The sequence below is a fragment of the Thermosipho sp. 1074 genome (assembly GCF_001999655.1).
GTDB classification, from domain to species: domain Bacteria; phylum Thermotogota; class Thermotogae; order Thermotogales; family Fervidobacteriaceae; genus Thermosipho; species Thermosipho affectus.
Window position 1 is genome coordinate 89,211 of the sequence record NZ_LBEX01000004.1, and the last position, 14,880, is coordinate 104,090.

The 14,880-nt window shown below is 31.3% G+C and carries 13 protein-coding genes; 7 read left to right on the plus strand and 6 right to left on the minus strand.

Going from position 1 to position 14,880, the window contains the following annotated elements:
• From pth to xerA, 7 genes are all read left to right on the plus strand, one after another.
• Positions 1-534, plus strand: a complete 534-nt coding sequence (gene pth / locus XO08_RS01965; protein ID WP_075666680.1) for an aminoacyl-tRNA hydrolase — start codon at positions 1-3, stop codon at positions 532-534.
• On the plus strand, positions 531-956 hold the full coding sequence (locus tag XO08_RS01970) for a hypothetical protein (RefSeq protein WP_075665392.1): 426 nt from the start codon (positions 531-533) through the stop codon (positions 954-956). Before pth ends, XO08_RS01970 begins: the two co-directional genes overlap by 4 nt.
• A gap of 176 nt (positions 957-1,132) precedes the next feature.
• On the plus strand, positions 1,133-2,554 hold the full coding sequence (locus XO08_RS01975; RefSeq protein ID WP_233120220.1) for an ABC transporter permease subunit: 1,422 nt from the start codon (positions 1,133-1,135) through the stop codon (positions 2,552-2,554).
• 20 nt (positions 2,555-2,574) lie between these two features.
• On the plus strand, positions 2,575-3,738 hold the full coding sequence (locus XO08_RS01980; protein WP_075665393.1) for a hypothetical protein: 1,164 nt from the start codon (positions 2,575-2,577) through the stop codon (positions 3,736-3,738).
• Positions 3,731-4,177, plus strand: a complete 447-nt coding sequence (locus tag XO08_RS01985; protein WP_075665394.1) for an adenylyl-sulfate kinase — start codon at positions 3,731-3,733, stop codon at positions 4,175-4,177. Before XO08_RS01980 ends, XO08_RS01985 begins: the two co-directional genes overlap by 8 nt.
• 1 nt (position 4,178) lies before the next feature.
• Positions 4,179-6,944 (plus strand): excinuclease ABC subunit UvrA, encoded by a 2,766-nt coding sequence (gene uvrA, locus XO08_RS01990; RefSeq protein WP_075665395.1) that lies wholly within the window; start codon positions 4,179-4,181, stop codon positions 6,942-6,944.
• Positions 6,945-6,946: 2 nt separating this feature from the next.
• Positions 6,947-7,795: a site-specific tyrosine recombinase/integron integrase gene (gene xerA / locus XO08_RS01995; protein WP_075665396.1), complete on the plus strand. Its 849-nt coding sequence runs from the start codon at positions 6,947-6,949 to the stop codon at positions 7,793-7,795.
• Positions 7,796-7,819: 24 nt separating this feature from the next.
• Here xerA and eno read toward each other — a convergent pair whose 3' ends face one another.
• From eno to XO08_RS02025, 6 genes are all read right to left on the minus strand, one after another.
• Positions 7,820-9,106, minus strand: a complete 1,287-nt coding sequence (gene eno, locus XO08_RS02000) for a phosphopyruvate hydratase (RefSeq protein WP_075665397.1) — start codon at positions 9,104-9,106, stop codon at positions 7,820-7,822.
• Positions 9,107-9,232: 126 nt separating this feature from the next.
• Positions 9,233-10,444: a hypothetical protein gene (locus XO08_RS02005; protein WP_075665398.1), complete on the minus strand. Its 1,212-nt coding sequence runs from the start codon at positions 10,442-10,444 to the stop codon at positions 9,233-9,235.
• Positions 10,445-10,490: 46 nt separating this feature from the next.
• The gene (locus XO08_RS02010) at positions 10,491-11,510 is read right to left on the minus strand and encodes an S-layer homology domain-containing protein (protein WP_077287146.1); all 1,020 of its coding nucleotides are present in this window, start codon (positions 11,508-11,510) and stop codon (positions 10,491-10,493) included.
• Between the two features lie 100 nt (positions 11,511-11,610).
• Complete coding sequence (tyrS, locus tag XO08_RS02015) at positions 11,611-12,801, minus strand: tyrosine--tRNA ligase (protein ID WP_075665400.1); 1,191 nt, start codon at positions 12,799-12,801, stop codon at positions 11,611-11,613.
• Positions 12,802-12,813: 12 nt separating this feature from the next.
• Positions 12,814-13,044: a preprotein translocase subunit SecG gene (secG, locus tag XO08_RS02020; protein WP_172799327.1), complete on the minus strand. Its 231-nt coding sequence runs from the start codon at positions 13,042-13,044 to the stop codon at positions 12,814-12,816.
• A gap of 60 nt (positions 13,045-13,104) precedes the next feature.
• Entirely contained in the window at positions 13,105-14,874 is a 1,770-nt protein-coding gene (locus tag XO08_RS02025; RefSeq protein ID WP_077287148.1) for a TIGR03960 family B12-binding radical SAM protein, read from the minus strand.
• Between the last annotated feature and the right edge of the window lie 6 nt (positions 14,875-14,880).

A 14,880-nucleotide genomic window follows, 5' to 3' on the forward strand; every position in this document is an offset into this window, starting at 1 on the left:
ATTTTAGTTGTTGGTCTTGGAAATCCCGGTCCACGTTATGCCTTCACTAGGCATAACGTGGGTTTTATGTTTCTAGATAAAATAGCAAGTTCATGGAAAAAAAAATATAATTTCGAATATTCTATAAAAGATAACCTATACATGGTTAAACCTTTGACATATATGAATCTTAGTGGCGATATATTTAACTATTTAAACCCAGATGATTTTGATGATATAATTATAGTGTACGATGATGTAAGTTTACCACTTGGAAAAATAAGAATAAGAAAAAAAGGTTCACATGGTGGACATAACGGTATAAAATCGCTAATATCGTATCTTGGAACCAATTTTAAAAGAATTCGAATAGGCATTGGACCTTTACCTGAAAATACTGAGTTGGTGAATTTCGTATTGGGAGAATTTTCAAATACGGAATTGAAAATATTAGACAAAGTATTAATACTATCCATTGAAGCTTTAAAATCTATAATCAATGATGGGATTGATAAAGCCATGAGCCTCTTCAACTCAAAAGAGGTGAAAGTGTGAAAAAGTGTAATAGATGTGGAAGAAAAGCCGATTTCTTTTTAATAGTTGATATAGATATTGCAAAAAAAGAAATAGCATTTTGCAAAAGTTGTCTTGAAGAAACAATAAAATATGACACAACAAAATACACAAAAGCTGGAGTAGAATTAATTGCTGCACATATAGAGTATGCAGAGGATATATTCTCTGAGTCCACTAAATTTATAGTAAACAATGTTGAGATTTTAACTTTAATGCCTCTTGCTGTACAAAGCGCATTATTCAAACATGATGAATTAACAAAAAAACGATTAATAAAAGACATACAACAAAGACAATTATTTTTCTTAAAGCAAAAACTCAACAAAGCTTTAAAAAGTGAACAATATAATATTGCCAAAAAAATAAAAGAACAAATTGATAATTTGAGCAATCAAGAGTAAATTTGTTTTTCCCACCTATAAAATGTTATAATCTTCTTGACATGATAGCCATAATAATATTCGTATTCTTTTTAAATTTTTTACCGTTATTTTACGGTACTTTTTTTGCATTTATACATAACAATTCATTCACTTTATCAGTGCTGCTTGCCACGTTAAAGGCCAAATATTTTTACTTGAGCCTTATCATTTCTGTATTATATGCTATCCTTTCAAGCATTTTATCCACATACATTGCACTCTACCTATCAAAGGTACTAAAAAAAATACTCATTTTTTTAATAATTGGATGGGTCATTCCACCTTACATTGGCGTCCCAATATTTAGGACATTTTTTGAAAAATATACGGATATTACCGTAAATCCGGTTTTGTCGTTTATTGTATCAATACTAATTTCCTCGTGGTTTTTAATACCTTTTTCCGCATTCTTTTTGTATTCGTATATCAAAAATATCAATCAAAAATATCTTGAAGCATTTTTGTTAGATTCAAATAATATAAGCTTATACTACAACAAAATAGTAATTCCAAATATCAAAGGAGCAATAAGTGCAGTATTGTTTTTAAATTTCATATCCGCCTTTAAAGATTTTCAAGTACCATGGCTTCTTTTAGAAGGCGGTGCACCTATGAAAATAGGAATTACTAATAAAGGAATTATAGGTGCAACTACAAATCTTGAGGTTCTTATTTACAAATTCTTCAATCAAAATATTGATACATCAAAAATAGCGGCTATCTTTACACTTACAATTACGTTTTTAAGTTCTTTTTATTTTTTTAGAAAAAAGATACGTATAAAGTTTAATATTTCAATATTTAACAAAATTTTAGCTTACATATGGATATTTACAATAATTGCTTTTTTCCTAATAATAATCAACCTTTCATTTTCAAGTTCCCCAAGTATATATTTAAAAGGTCATTTTACACTCGATAACTTTCAAAAAGTGTTTAGCAAAGATTTTTTCAATTCTTTTTTCAACACTTTTATTATTTCATTTTCAGTATCTTTTCTTGGAATTTTCCTATCTACATATTTTGCATTTAAACTTCTACATTTTCGTTTTGGAAAATCTTTTCTCGCCTTTTTTAATTTTTCAAAAATATTTTTTGGATTACACTCATTGATATTCATATTTTACATATTTTCAAAAATCCACATATTAAATACATTCTTTTCTGTAATACTTGTTATAACGTCAAAAAATTTGCCTTTTCTAACATTACTTTCATTTTACACATTTAAAGATTTTCCAGAAGAATTATTCTATCTTTCGAAGCTAGATGGCCTTTCAAACAACAAATTCTTTTTTAAAATACTAATCCCAAACAATTTTCCATTAATCTCTTCACTATTCTTGCTCTCTACTTTAAATAGTTTTAACTCTTTTCTTCCTCCACTTTTATTTTTATACGATGCCAAAAAATACCCGTTGAGTCTACTTCTTTACAACTACGTTGGAACAATAAGCAATCACTATCCACAATGGAATGTGTTTTCAGCAATAAGTATAATAAATCTATTAATATTAATCTTTCTTTCAATAATATTAATAAAAATAACAGATATTTCCCATCTACAATATTACTAAATTACTAAGGAGGGGTTGTTGTGAAGAAATTATTTGGATTTATATTTTTATTTTTTTCCATATTGTATTTTTCAACTGATTTACCCGAATACCACGTAATTGAATTAATAAAGCCATTTAAAGAAATAAGAAAAATCACAATTTACACGGAAAAAAATATCTATAATGTAGATCTTTATGATACAGTCTTAAAAGATTCAAACTCTTACTATTTTAAAGGTGAAAAAATAAAAGAAATAAAAGTAGATGGTAAATACCTTAAAGAAAAAAATTGGGAAATTTGGCTTTCTTGGGAAGGAACAGATGACATAAAAACATTTATTGAAAATTATACAAAGTTAAATGATGTAAAAATTAAAGTTTTGTCTATACCCAAAATTTCTTCTAAAATTATCCCACAAAGTAAAAGTAATATCAAACTTCCAGATGTAATAATGGCAAGCGCATTTAATTATCCCACATACAAAAAGTTAAATATAATAAAAGGTAATGCATACAACTTCTATTTTGACACACAGGTTGTTTATGTAAATAAAAAATTTGAAGGTATGATAAAAAATTGGGACATAAAGGAGATAGAAAAAATACTAAAAACAACCGGTAAAAAAATTGCAATAAATCCAATTAGTGCATATTGGTTTTCTACATTTTTAATGGGGTACGGAAAAATCCCACTAATTGGTGAAAAATTTGTTTTAAACGATGAAATAACAAAAAAAGCAATCCTCAAGATTAAAAGTTGGTATAAAAATGGATACTTTGATTTTCTAAATAAACAAGCACAAATAGCATCATTCAACAGCGAGGAATCAATATTTATGTTTCAAGGGACATTTTTATATCCTACCCTAAAAAAACTAATGCCAAATAAGTTTATTGTGAAACCACTACCAAAACCATTAATCCCATTTAAAGATTACAAAGTATTCGTTACAACAAAAGATGGAAATGAAGATTTCACAAAGTGGTTAACACTGCTATTAAAATCCCCAAGGTTTAAAAAGTTTTTTTCAGAAAAATATTATAAATTTTTTGACGAAACAATGCCTGGAAAATCTATACCATTTGATTTAAGATACGTTAACTTTCACAAAAATGTAAGTGATATACTAAAACTAATATTACTTGATAAAATAGAAATCAACAAAGCACTAGATAATTTGGAGAGAATCGTAAATGAGTAATTTTATAATTTGGCTTACGGGAAAAAGTGGTACGGGAAAGTCTACTCTTGCAAAGAAACTAAATGAATATTATCAAAATTCAATAATATTAGAAGGATATGAAATTTTTGAGAATATAAATCTCGATATAAAAGCAAGAATGCTAATTCTTGGAAATATTTCGTATCTGCTTTCTAAAAAATTTATAGTAATAGTCCCTTCTGTATCTCCATTAAAAAAAATAAGAAAACAAATTTCAAAAAATTCTCCTGTAAAATTTTTTGAAATCTATATCTCTTCAAAATTGAAAGAAAAAAACACCCCATTTTCAAAATATGTAGATTCAATATACGAGATATCAGATGACTTTGATCTTGAAATCAATACATCACTTCACAATATTGATGAATGTGTTAGAATTATAATAGAATATGTAAACAAAAATATACAAGGGGTATAAAATGGATTATATTGTAGTAAAAGGCGCAAAAGTTCATAATCTAAAAAACATAACTGTTAAAATTCCAAAAAATAAATTGACAGTTATAACTGGTTTATCAGGCTCAGGAAAAAGTTCTTTAGCCCTTGATACCATTTACATAGAAGGACAGAGAAGATATCTTGAAAGTCTTTCATCATATGCACGTCAATTTATCGGAAACTTAAAAAAACCAGATGTAGAAAGTATAGAAGGCCTTTCTCCTTCCATAGCCATTGATCAAAAGAGTGTATCTCACAATCCACGTTCCACAGTAGGAACGATCACAGAAATTTATGATCTCCTACGTGTGTTGTATGCAAAAATTGGAGAACCCCACTGTTATAAATGTGGTAGAAAACTTGAAAAAATGAGTATTGATGAAATAGTAAAAGACGTATACAAAAATTTTGACGGAAAAAGAATATACGTAGAATCTCCTATTGCAATTGAAAAAAAAGGAACATTCAAAGATGTATTTGAAAAACTTTTAGAAAAAGGTTATGTAAGAGTAGAAGTAGACAACAAAATATACAGAATTGAAGAGGTACCTGAATTAAACAAAAACATAAGACACAATATTTTCTTAGTAGTGGATAGATTAAAATTAAAAGCTGACAAAGATACAAAATACAGAGTTTTCGATTCTATAGAACTAGCTCTAAAGGAAGGAAATGGCGTTATATATATAAAAAATATGGATGATAACACTACAAAAATATACTCTGAAAAAATGATGTGCCCTACTTGTGGAATATCCATGCCGGAAATTACTCCAAAACTTTTTTCGTTCAATAGCCCATACGGGGCATGTCAAAGGTGTCATGGCCTGGGATTCACATTAGAAGTTGATCCTGAAAAGGTTATTGATTTTGACAAACCTGTTTTTGAAGCTATCCAAATTGGGCACAAAGAAGATGGATGGATCCCACGAAAGATCAAAAAGATATTAAAAATTTATGGTGGATCTCCCAAAAAACCATTCAGAGAACTTTCCGAAGACACACAAGAAGCTATCTTGTATGGTACCACTTTCTTTGATGGACTTATCCCAATTGTCCGCCAAAGATACGAATACGCATCTTCCGAAGAAGGGAGACAATGGATACTAAACAAATTTTTCATAGAAAACACCTGTCATGCATGTAACGGAAAAAGGTTAAGAAAAGAAGCACTATCAGTTTTGATAGAAAAAATAAATATAACTGATTTTACAGAACTTCCCATTTCACAAGAATACGAATTTATCAAATCACTAAAGGAAAAATTACCCTCCAAGAAGATGGAGATAGTAAAAGAATTAATAGAAGAACTAGAAAAAAGGCTTTTATTCTTGAATGAAGTAGGGCTTGGTTATCTTACCCTTTCAAGGAATGTAAAAACTCTATCCGGAGGAGAAGCACAAAGAATAAGACTTGCAACTCAAATTGGATCAGGTTTAACAGGTGTTACGTATGTACTTGATGAACCAACTATTGGATTACACCAAAGTGATAACGAAAAATTAATCGGCACTCTAAAAAAGCTCAGAGATTTGGGTAATACTGTAATAGTAGTTGAACATGATGAAGATGTGATTAAAAACGCAGATTACCTTATAGACATTGGCCCTAAAGCCGGAGTAAATGGTGGAAAAGTTGTATTTCAAGGGCCAATATCTAAAATTAAAAACGCAAAAAATTCAATTACTGCAAAGTATCTAACTGGAAAATTAAAAATAGAAGTTCCAGATAAGAGAAGAAAAGGAAATGGAAAAGAACTCGTGCTTGTAGGTGCTAAACACAACAATTTAAAAAACCTCACAGTTACATTTCCATTAGGAACATTTATATGCATTACAGGGGTATCTGGTTCTGGAAAAAGTTCTTTAATTTTAGATACACTATACCCAACATTAATGAACCATCTCCATAACTCAAAATTACAAACAGGTGCATATGATTATATAGAAGGTTTAGAGTATATAGACAAAGTTATTGCAATTGATCAATCTCCAATAGGTAGAACACCAAGAAGTAATCCCGCTACTTATACAAAAGTATTTGATGAAATTAGAAAACTATTTTCAATGACCCCTCTTGCAAAAGCAAGAGGATATAACTCAGGACGCTTTAGTTTCAACGTAAAAGGTGGAAGGTGTGAACATTGCAAAGGGCAGGGTGTAATAAAGGTTGAAATGTTATTTTTACCAGACGTATACGTTGAATGTGAAGTATGTAAAGGGAAAAGATACAACAGTGAAACTTTAGAAGTTACATACAAAGAAAAAAATATTTCGGAAATATTAGACATGACTGTAGAAGAAGCACTGGAGTTTTTTAAAAACATTCCCAGCATCTACTCTACACTAAGTGTATTAAACGAAGTGGGACTTTCATATATAAAACTTGGGCAACCGGCACCTACTTTATCAGGCGGTGAAGCACAGCGTGTAAAACTTGCATCTGAACTTAAGAAAAAAGCTACTGGAAAAACAATCTACATACTTGATGAACCAACAGTCGGTTTACACTTTGACGATGTCAAAAAATTAATCCATGTACTAAATAAACTTGTTGATAAAGGTAATACTGTAATAGTTATAGAACATAACTTGGATGTAATTAAAACAGCAGACTACATAATAGATTTAGGCCCAACAGGTGGAGATGATGGAGGATATATAGTTGCAAAAGGCACACCTGAACAAATAGCACATTCCAAAAAATCATTAACTGGAAAATATCTAAAAAAAATCCTAGGAGGATAAGGATGGATTACCTGGAAAATTTTAGAGATTATCTTGCACACGTTAGAAGACATTCGGAAAATACCCTAAAAGCCTACATAAAAGATGTAAGGAAATTTTTTGAATTTACAAAAAAAAATATTTCAGATATTGAGAGAAGTGACATTGAATCTTTTTTAAAAGCACTATCCAAAGGACAAATTACTGGTGATAGCCCTAGAGAAACTACTATATCAAGATACATATCCAGTTTAAATTCATTTTTTAGCTATCTTGAATTATCCGGTGTAATCTCTTCAAACCCAATGGAAAGAATTAAACATCCAAGAATTAGAAGAAAAATCCCAGATTTTTTGACCGAAGATGAAGTGCAAAAATTAATTTCTTCATTTTCTGAGGAAAATAAGTTACGGCAAAAAACTGCTATCTCTCTTTTATACTTTGCAGGTCTTCGTATAAGTGAACTTTGTAATCTAAGGGTATCGGATATTTCTTTTATTCCACCTTTTTTAAGAGTGGAAATGGGAAAGGGAAGAAAAGATAGATTAGTACCTCTTCCAGATAAGGTAGTTCCACTATTACAAAAATACATTGACACATTTAATCCAAAAATATACGTATTTGAAAACGGAAAAAAACACGTACATCCTTCTACAGTATTCAGATGGATTAAAGAAGGGGTAAAAAAAGCCCAAATAAAAAAAGATGTACATCCACATACTTTAAGACATTCATATGCCACACATTTAATCAGAAAAGGAGTCAACATAAAGGTTGTTCAAGAACTTTTGGGACATACAAATTTAAATACAACCAGCATATACCTACATGTTGCAGACCAAGAAAAATTTGACGCAGTAAGAAAATTATAGCCCTCCAAATGGAGGGCTATAATTTTATTTATCTATCGAATAAAACGCTTTTAATCCTTTGTATTCAGCAACTTCTCCAAGTTCTTCTTCGATTCTCAACAATTGGTTGTATTTTGCAATTCTTTCACTTCTTGAAAGAGAACCCGTCTTAATTTGTCCCGCATTTGTGGCAACTGCTAAATCCGCAATAAATGTATCTTCTGTTTCTCCAGACCTATGTGAAATAACATTAGTCATGTTATTTGTTTTTGCCATTTCTATTGCATTAAGTGTTTCTGTAACTGAACCTATTTGGTTTAATTTAATTAATATCGAATTTGTTGCTTTTACTTCTATTCCTTTTGCTAGTCTTTTTACGTTAGTAACGTATAAATCGTCTCCGACAATCTGAACTTTCTTTCCTAATCTTTCATTAAATTTACTATATGATTCCCAATCCTCTTGATCAAATGGATCTTCAATTGAAATAATAGGATATTTGTTCACAAGAGATTCGTAATATTCTATTAATTCGTCTGACGTTTTTTCAGAACCATCAATAAAGTATTTTTTTGTCTCCTCATTGTAAAACTCACTTGCAGCAACATCCAGCGCAATGAATATATCTTTTCCAGGAACATATCCTGCTGTTTCAATTGCTTTAATTAAAACTTGTATTGCTTCTTCATTACTATTAAGATTTGGTGCAAATCCTCCTTCATCACCAACGGCCGTAACATGACCTGCTTCTTTTAAAATTTTCTTTAATGCATGGAAGGTTTCTGCTCCATATCTTAGGGCTTCTCTAAAGCTTGGTGCACCTGCTGGTACTATCATAAATTCTTGAATATCCAAATTATTGTCCGCGTGAGCTCCACCATTAATAACATTCATTAATGGCACAGGTAATACTTTTGCGCTAACTCCACCAAGATATTTATAAAGTGGCAAATCTAATGAATTTGCTGCTGCTCTTGCAACTGCCATTGATACACCTAAAATTGCATTTGCACCTATATTACTTTTATTTTCCGTTCCATCAATTTCAAGTAATGTTTTATCAATAAAGGTTTGATCATATGCGTTTAATCCTAACAATTTAGGGGCAATTTTTTCGTTCACATTTTCAACTGCCTTTAATACTCCTTTTCCTCCGTATCTTTTATCACCATCTCTTAATTCTAACGCTTCAAATTTTCCAGTAGATGCCCCTGAAGGTACAATTGCCCTTCCAATAGAACCATCTTCAAGCATAACTTCAACTTCAACAGTAGGATTTCCGCGGGAATCGAGCACTTCTCTCGCAAAAACATCAATAATTTCAATGTACATAAACTCACCTCCAAGTTTTTTATTTCACAATTATATTATACCTAAAAAATGTTTCAATTTATATATATAAATATTACAAATAAAAACCCCCGCACAATGCGGGGGCAATTTCAAACAAACCTTATATTAGAAACTTACACTCCAGCTAAGTTTTGCATACCATTGTGCATCGTCTTTATTGATATCTGCTGAACCATTTCCATCTTTATCATAAAGTGTTCCATAGAATGCGCATATTGTTGTGTTATCATCAAGTGCATAGCTCACCTTTGCATTGTATCCAAACTCATTTCCATCTGTTAAGTATTTTACAGAAGTAGAAAGTGTAAATTTATCAACTGGTGTTACACTTGCATTTGCATCAACCGTCAAATTTGTTGCTGCTGAAACTACATCATTCCATGCTGCAGATACATCCGCATTTACCATATCATTTTCAAATGATGCGTTTACACTAACTGGAACTGTAAATTCTGTTGGTGTAGAAAGATCAGCAATTTTTAATGTTGCTTTTGCGCCTAATGTTACAGGAGAAATTTCATAGGATACTTCCGCACCAACTGTGAGTTTCTTTGCATCACTATCTCCTGCATATTCGAACATAGAAACGTTTTCTTTCCATGCAAATGTTTGGGTAAGTGTTACGATAGAAAATTCTGCCTTGATACTTTCGGAAATACCATATGCCGTTGTGTTTGTACCATCCACCATACCAAACACACCATCAAGATCTACTGTAGCAATACCAAGATCTAACGATGTCTTTGCATTTAGACCATATTCGAACGTATTTGCTGTCGCAACTGTGTCTGCATCGTAAAATGCCGCTGCTAAATCAACACCTGCAACGCTATACTTTACACCTACAAAATCGTTGAACCATTTTTCTCCAGTTAACACACCAGTGTTGTAATCAACTGTTCTTAAAATGTCTTGGTATACCAAGGTAAGTCCTTCAACTCCACTAAGTGTTACTGCAATGTTTCCTTCAGCACTCATCAATGGATTTCCATCATTATCCGTACCAACGAAATATTGGAATGCACTTGCACCATTTGCATATGTAAGAGCAAAAATGCTGTTTTCAAAGCTAATGCTAGAAAGTGTTAAAGATTTTCCGATTAAATCGATTCCAAAGCTTACTCCAAATTGTGAGTCAGAAGATGGTGACCAACTTACCTTTGGCTTAATTAATGCACCTGAAACATCCAAACCTTTTTCATCTACACCCAATGTAAAACTTGCACTACCACTCCAAGAAACTACAGGTGTAGCTTCTGCTGCAAAAACTGCCGTTAAAACAAACAACGATACTAATAATACCAAAAGCTTCTTCATACGCACAAACCTCCCTTTTTAATATAATTAATAACAATTACTTATTTTATTTAATAAATGCTGCATATACACCCAAACCAACACCAACGACACCTAAAATTAAACCAAATATCGAAAGCATATTTGTTGAATCCACTTTCTTAGATACAGCATCTAAATCTTCCTTTGCTGCTTTTGTTTCAATTGCGGATTTATTTTCATCTACTGCTGCCTTTACATTAGTTACCTCTGTTTTTAACCCTTCAACATTCTTATTAGTCTTTTCAATCTGTTTCCTTAAAGCATATTCTACTTCTCCAAGTTTTGCGGCAAGACCATTTAAAGTATCCGAATTAAATTGTGCTATATCTTTTATCTCACTTAATTTTCTATCTACACCTTTTATCTTTACGTTTATGTATTTAACCAACCTTGCATCAAGAGATTTTATACTCTCTGAATTTTGATAAACAAGATTTCTCAACATTGGAATTGCATTATTAACATTTGTTTCAACATTCAATAATTTAGCAGATAGCTCTGTATATTTTTCATCTGTATATTTAGCGGCATTTTCTTCAGCTAATGTTGCTTTTTTGTACAAGAAATTAATTTGATCGTTTATTGAATCCAAAGATTTATTAATCATTTTTTCTACATCTTCAGATGAAACTTTCTTTGTTAAAGATTCATAAATCCTAATAACATCTTTATCAATAACATCTAACCTCTTTGATAAAACCTCAACATCTTCCTTTTTTGCTACATCTTTAAGTGCTTTTTTTAAGCTTCCGGAAATTTCATATAAAGCATTTATGTCGTTTTCATGAACATCAACTGTTACAGAAACCTTTTGAATCTCTTTTTCAAGTAAATTCATTACACGTGCCAAAAACACCGCAAGTTCATACCTTGTTATGTTACTAGCCCCCCTAAATGTTCCATCTGGATAACCTGTTACAATACCCGCTTTCTCTAACATCATTACTGAATCGTATGCCCAATGATTCTCTGGTACGTCTTTTAGTTCTGCAAAAATAAACGCTGAAACTAAAACCATAGCAACAATAACTAACAATCTTTTCATGAAAATACCTCCCTTCCTATTTTGTGTTACATTTAAATTACCATACAGGTTTATTATAACATTTTTTGTTAAGATATTTCAAGCCTTTTTTTAATTAAATTTAATCTTTTACAACCAATCTAAAGAATTTTCTTTTGCCAACTTTTAATACATGCTCTTTTTCGACCGTAACAAAATCTTTAAAACTTTTTACTTTATTTCCATCGAACTTCACGCCACCTTGGTTAACAATCCTTTTTGCCTCACTCCTACTTGATGTTGCTTCAACCAAAATCATCAAATCTACTATGTTGTACTCTCCCTCCTTTATTTCAATTTCAGGCATTTCATCTGGTAATTCTTTTTTCCTAAATACTTTTACAAAATTTTCTTCAGCTTCTTTTGCAATGTTCTCATCGTAAAAAAATGCCACTATTTCCCTTGCAAGTCTCATTTTTACATCTCTTGGATTTATCTTTGCTGCTTTCATCAACTTTTCGTATTCATCTATTTCGTTTTCTGGAATATTTGTCACAAGCCTCATATACTTTATTATTAGTTCATCAGGTATAGACATTACTTTACCGTACATATTATTCGGTTCATCGGTAAATGCAATGTAGTTATCGTAGCTTTTACTCATCTTTAATTTTCCATCCGTTCCTTCAATAATAGGCATTGTCATTACTATCTGAGGTTTTAGTCCAAATTCCTCTTGAATTTTCCTTCCGACTAAGAAGTTAAAAAGTTGATCAGTCCCGCCAATTTCCACATCGGCCTCTATCGCAACAGAATCATATGCTTGCGCTAAAGGATATAAAAACTCGGCAATACTTATAGGTTGCCCTTCTGATAAACGCTTAGAGAAATCATCCCTTTCTAACATCCTTGCAACTGTATACTTTCCAGCAAGTTTGACTACATCGGCAAAATCCATCTTCCCAAGCCATTCATTATTAAATCTAACTTCCGTCTTATCTTTGTCCAATATCTTAAATGCTTGATTTGCGTAAGTTTCGGCATTTTTTCTGACTTCCTCAGCAGACAGCATGGGCCTTGTTGTGTTTCTTCCAGTAGGATCCCCAATCATAGCGGTAAAATCGCCAATAATCAAAATAACATGATGACCTAAATCTTGAAATTCCTTTAATTTTTTCAAAACAACGGCATGTCCCAAGTGAAGGTCTGGCCTAGACGGATCAACTCCCAACTTTATTCTAAGTGGTCTATTTTCTTTCAATCTTTCTACTAACTCTTCCTCTGAAATTAAATCTACTACATTTCTTTTGAGTATTTCAAGTTGACTCTGCAAAAAAAACCACCCCTATCTGGAAATAAAGAAAGCTGTCAAAATGCTCGAGACAAAGAACAAAATACCAAACAAAACGGTAATTTTTCCCTCTGTATCTAACCCCTTTTCTCTTCCAAATATCGTATTCATAGATCCCGAACCAAACGCTCCACCAAGTTCCGCAAATTTTCCCATCTGTTTTAAAGAAAGATAAATCAAAATAACACTAATAATTCCATGTACTATTAGCATCACCTTGTCCACTAGACACACCTCCATCCAAGTTTTTTCTAAGCTTTATTATAACATATCAAAATATCCAAATCAAATCTTAAGGTTATTTTCCACATTTAAAATCTGGCATACTCCACAATAACTACAAACATTTCTACAATCTTTTGTACTCTCGCCTTTGAAGAATCTTTCATACTCTTTCCAATGAAAGTATTTTGTAACCCCTGAATCTATATGGTCCCATGGAAAATCATCTTTTAAACTATATGGTCCTTTGTATTTGTCTAAATCTATATCTTTAAACGACTCTATCCACTCATCAAAATTAAAAAACTCTGTCCATTCATCATAATAAGACATCTTATATTTTTTCATAATTACCCTAAATAAATGCCTATCACCTCTTGATAAAATTCCCTCAACAAAACTTTTTTTTCCATCATTTACATCAATTTTTGCATATCTTTTGTAATTTTTCAAAATACTATAAACATACTCCATATATTCTGGTTCTCTAATTTTAACAAATTGAAAAGCCGTGTGAGGTTTTGGAACAAGTAAATTAACAGATGCAGTAACAAGTTTAAACTTCATCCTTTTTATTTCTCTTAACAACTCACCTATTTCCTTTATATCACCCTCTGTTTCATCTGGAAATCCTACCATAAAATAAAGCTTTATTTTATTCCAACCTGCCTTTTTTGCTTCCAAAGCACTGTTGTAAATTTCATTAAAATCTATATTTTTGTTTATTTTATTTCTCATCGTTTGTGAACCAGCCTCTGGTGCAAGGGTAATTCCTCTTTTTCTAACCGAAGCTATTTTTGAAAGCAACTCAATGTTAAACGCATCAACCCTTGTAGAAGGAATAGACATTGAAATTTTTTTCTCTTTAATGTAAGGTAAAAGTCCATCTACAATCTCATTTAAAGTTGTATGATCCATAGCAGATAATGATAAAAGCGAAATTTCTTCATATCCTGTTTCTTTCAAAATTTTTTTTGCATTTTCAACAACATTTTTCTTGCTTCTTTCTCTTACAGGTCTATATACATAACCTGCATGACAAAATCTACATCCTCTAGTACAACCCCTACTAATTTCAATAACTCCCCTATCGTGAATACTTTGTACATTTGGAATGATCTGTCTTATTGGGACAAAGCATTCATCAAGATCACCTATAGCATTCTTTTTAATCTTTTTTGGAACATCTTTAATTGGAACAACCTTTTTTCCCCTTTGCCTGTAAAACTGGGGAATATATATCCCCGGAATCTTTGCTGCCTCTTTTAACCTATCTAACCTTCTTGCCCCTTTTGTTTCGCATAAAAGATCTAACAATTGCCTTAAATTCTTCTCTCCATCTCCTATATAGACTATATCAAAAACACCGGCTATAGGCTCAATATTAAAAACAACAGGGCCTCCTGCAATAACTATTGGATCACCATCTTTTCTTTTTTCAGATTCAACATTTATTTTGGAAAGTTCCAAAAGTTTTAATACATTTGTATAAGACAACTCATATTCTATTGATATTCCCAAAACATTCATGTTAAAGACTGGAGTTTTTGTTTCAAGAGTAAATAGTGGTATATCTTTTTTTTCCATCAGCTCTATCATATCAACCCATGGCAAAAACACCCGTTCTGCGTAAAATTCTTCAAATGAATTAATGTAATGGTACAATAATTCAAGACCATAGTGTGACATTCCTACTTCATACACATCTGGAAAGGCAAGTGCAATTCTAAATTTATTCTCAACATCTTTCCTAACCTGATTAAACTCTCCTCCAATATATCTTGCGGGTTTTTGAACATTCAAAAGCTCCTCATTTAAAAACCTTAAGATCATATACTA

Coding starts and splice junctions, on each gene's coding strand:
- XO08_RS02025 (WP_077287148.1), bottom strand. CDS start 14,874: ATGATCTTAAGGTTTTTAAATGAGGAGCTTTTGAATGTTCAAAAACCC.
- XO08_RS02010 (WP_077287146.1), bottom strand. CDS start 11,510: ATGAAAAGATTGTTAGTTATTGTTGCTATGGTTTTAGTTTCAGCGTTT.
- xerA (WP_075665396.1), top strand. CDS start 6,947: ATGGATTACCTGGAAAATTTTAGAGATTATCTTGCACACGTTAGAAGA.
- uvrA (WP_075665395.1), top strand. CDS start 4,179: ATGGATTATATTGTAGTAAAAGGCGCAAAAGTTCATAATCTAAAAAAC.
- XO08_RS02005 (WP_075665398.1), bottom strand. CDS start 10,444: ATGAAGAAGCTTTTGGTATTATTAGTATCGTTGTTTGTTTTAACGGCA.
- XO08_RS01985 (WP_075665394.1), top strand. CDS start 3,731: ATGAGTAATTTTATAATTTGGCTTACGGGAAAAAGTGGTACGGGAAAG.
- eno (WP_075665397.1), bottom strand. CDS start 9,106: ATGTACATTGAAATTATTGATGTTTTTGCGAGAGAAGTGCTCGATTCC.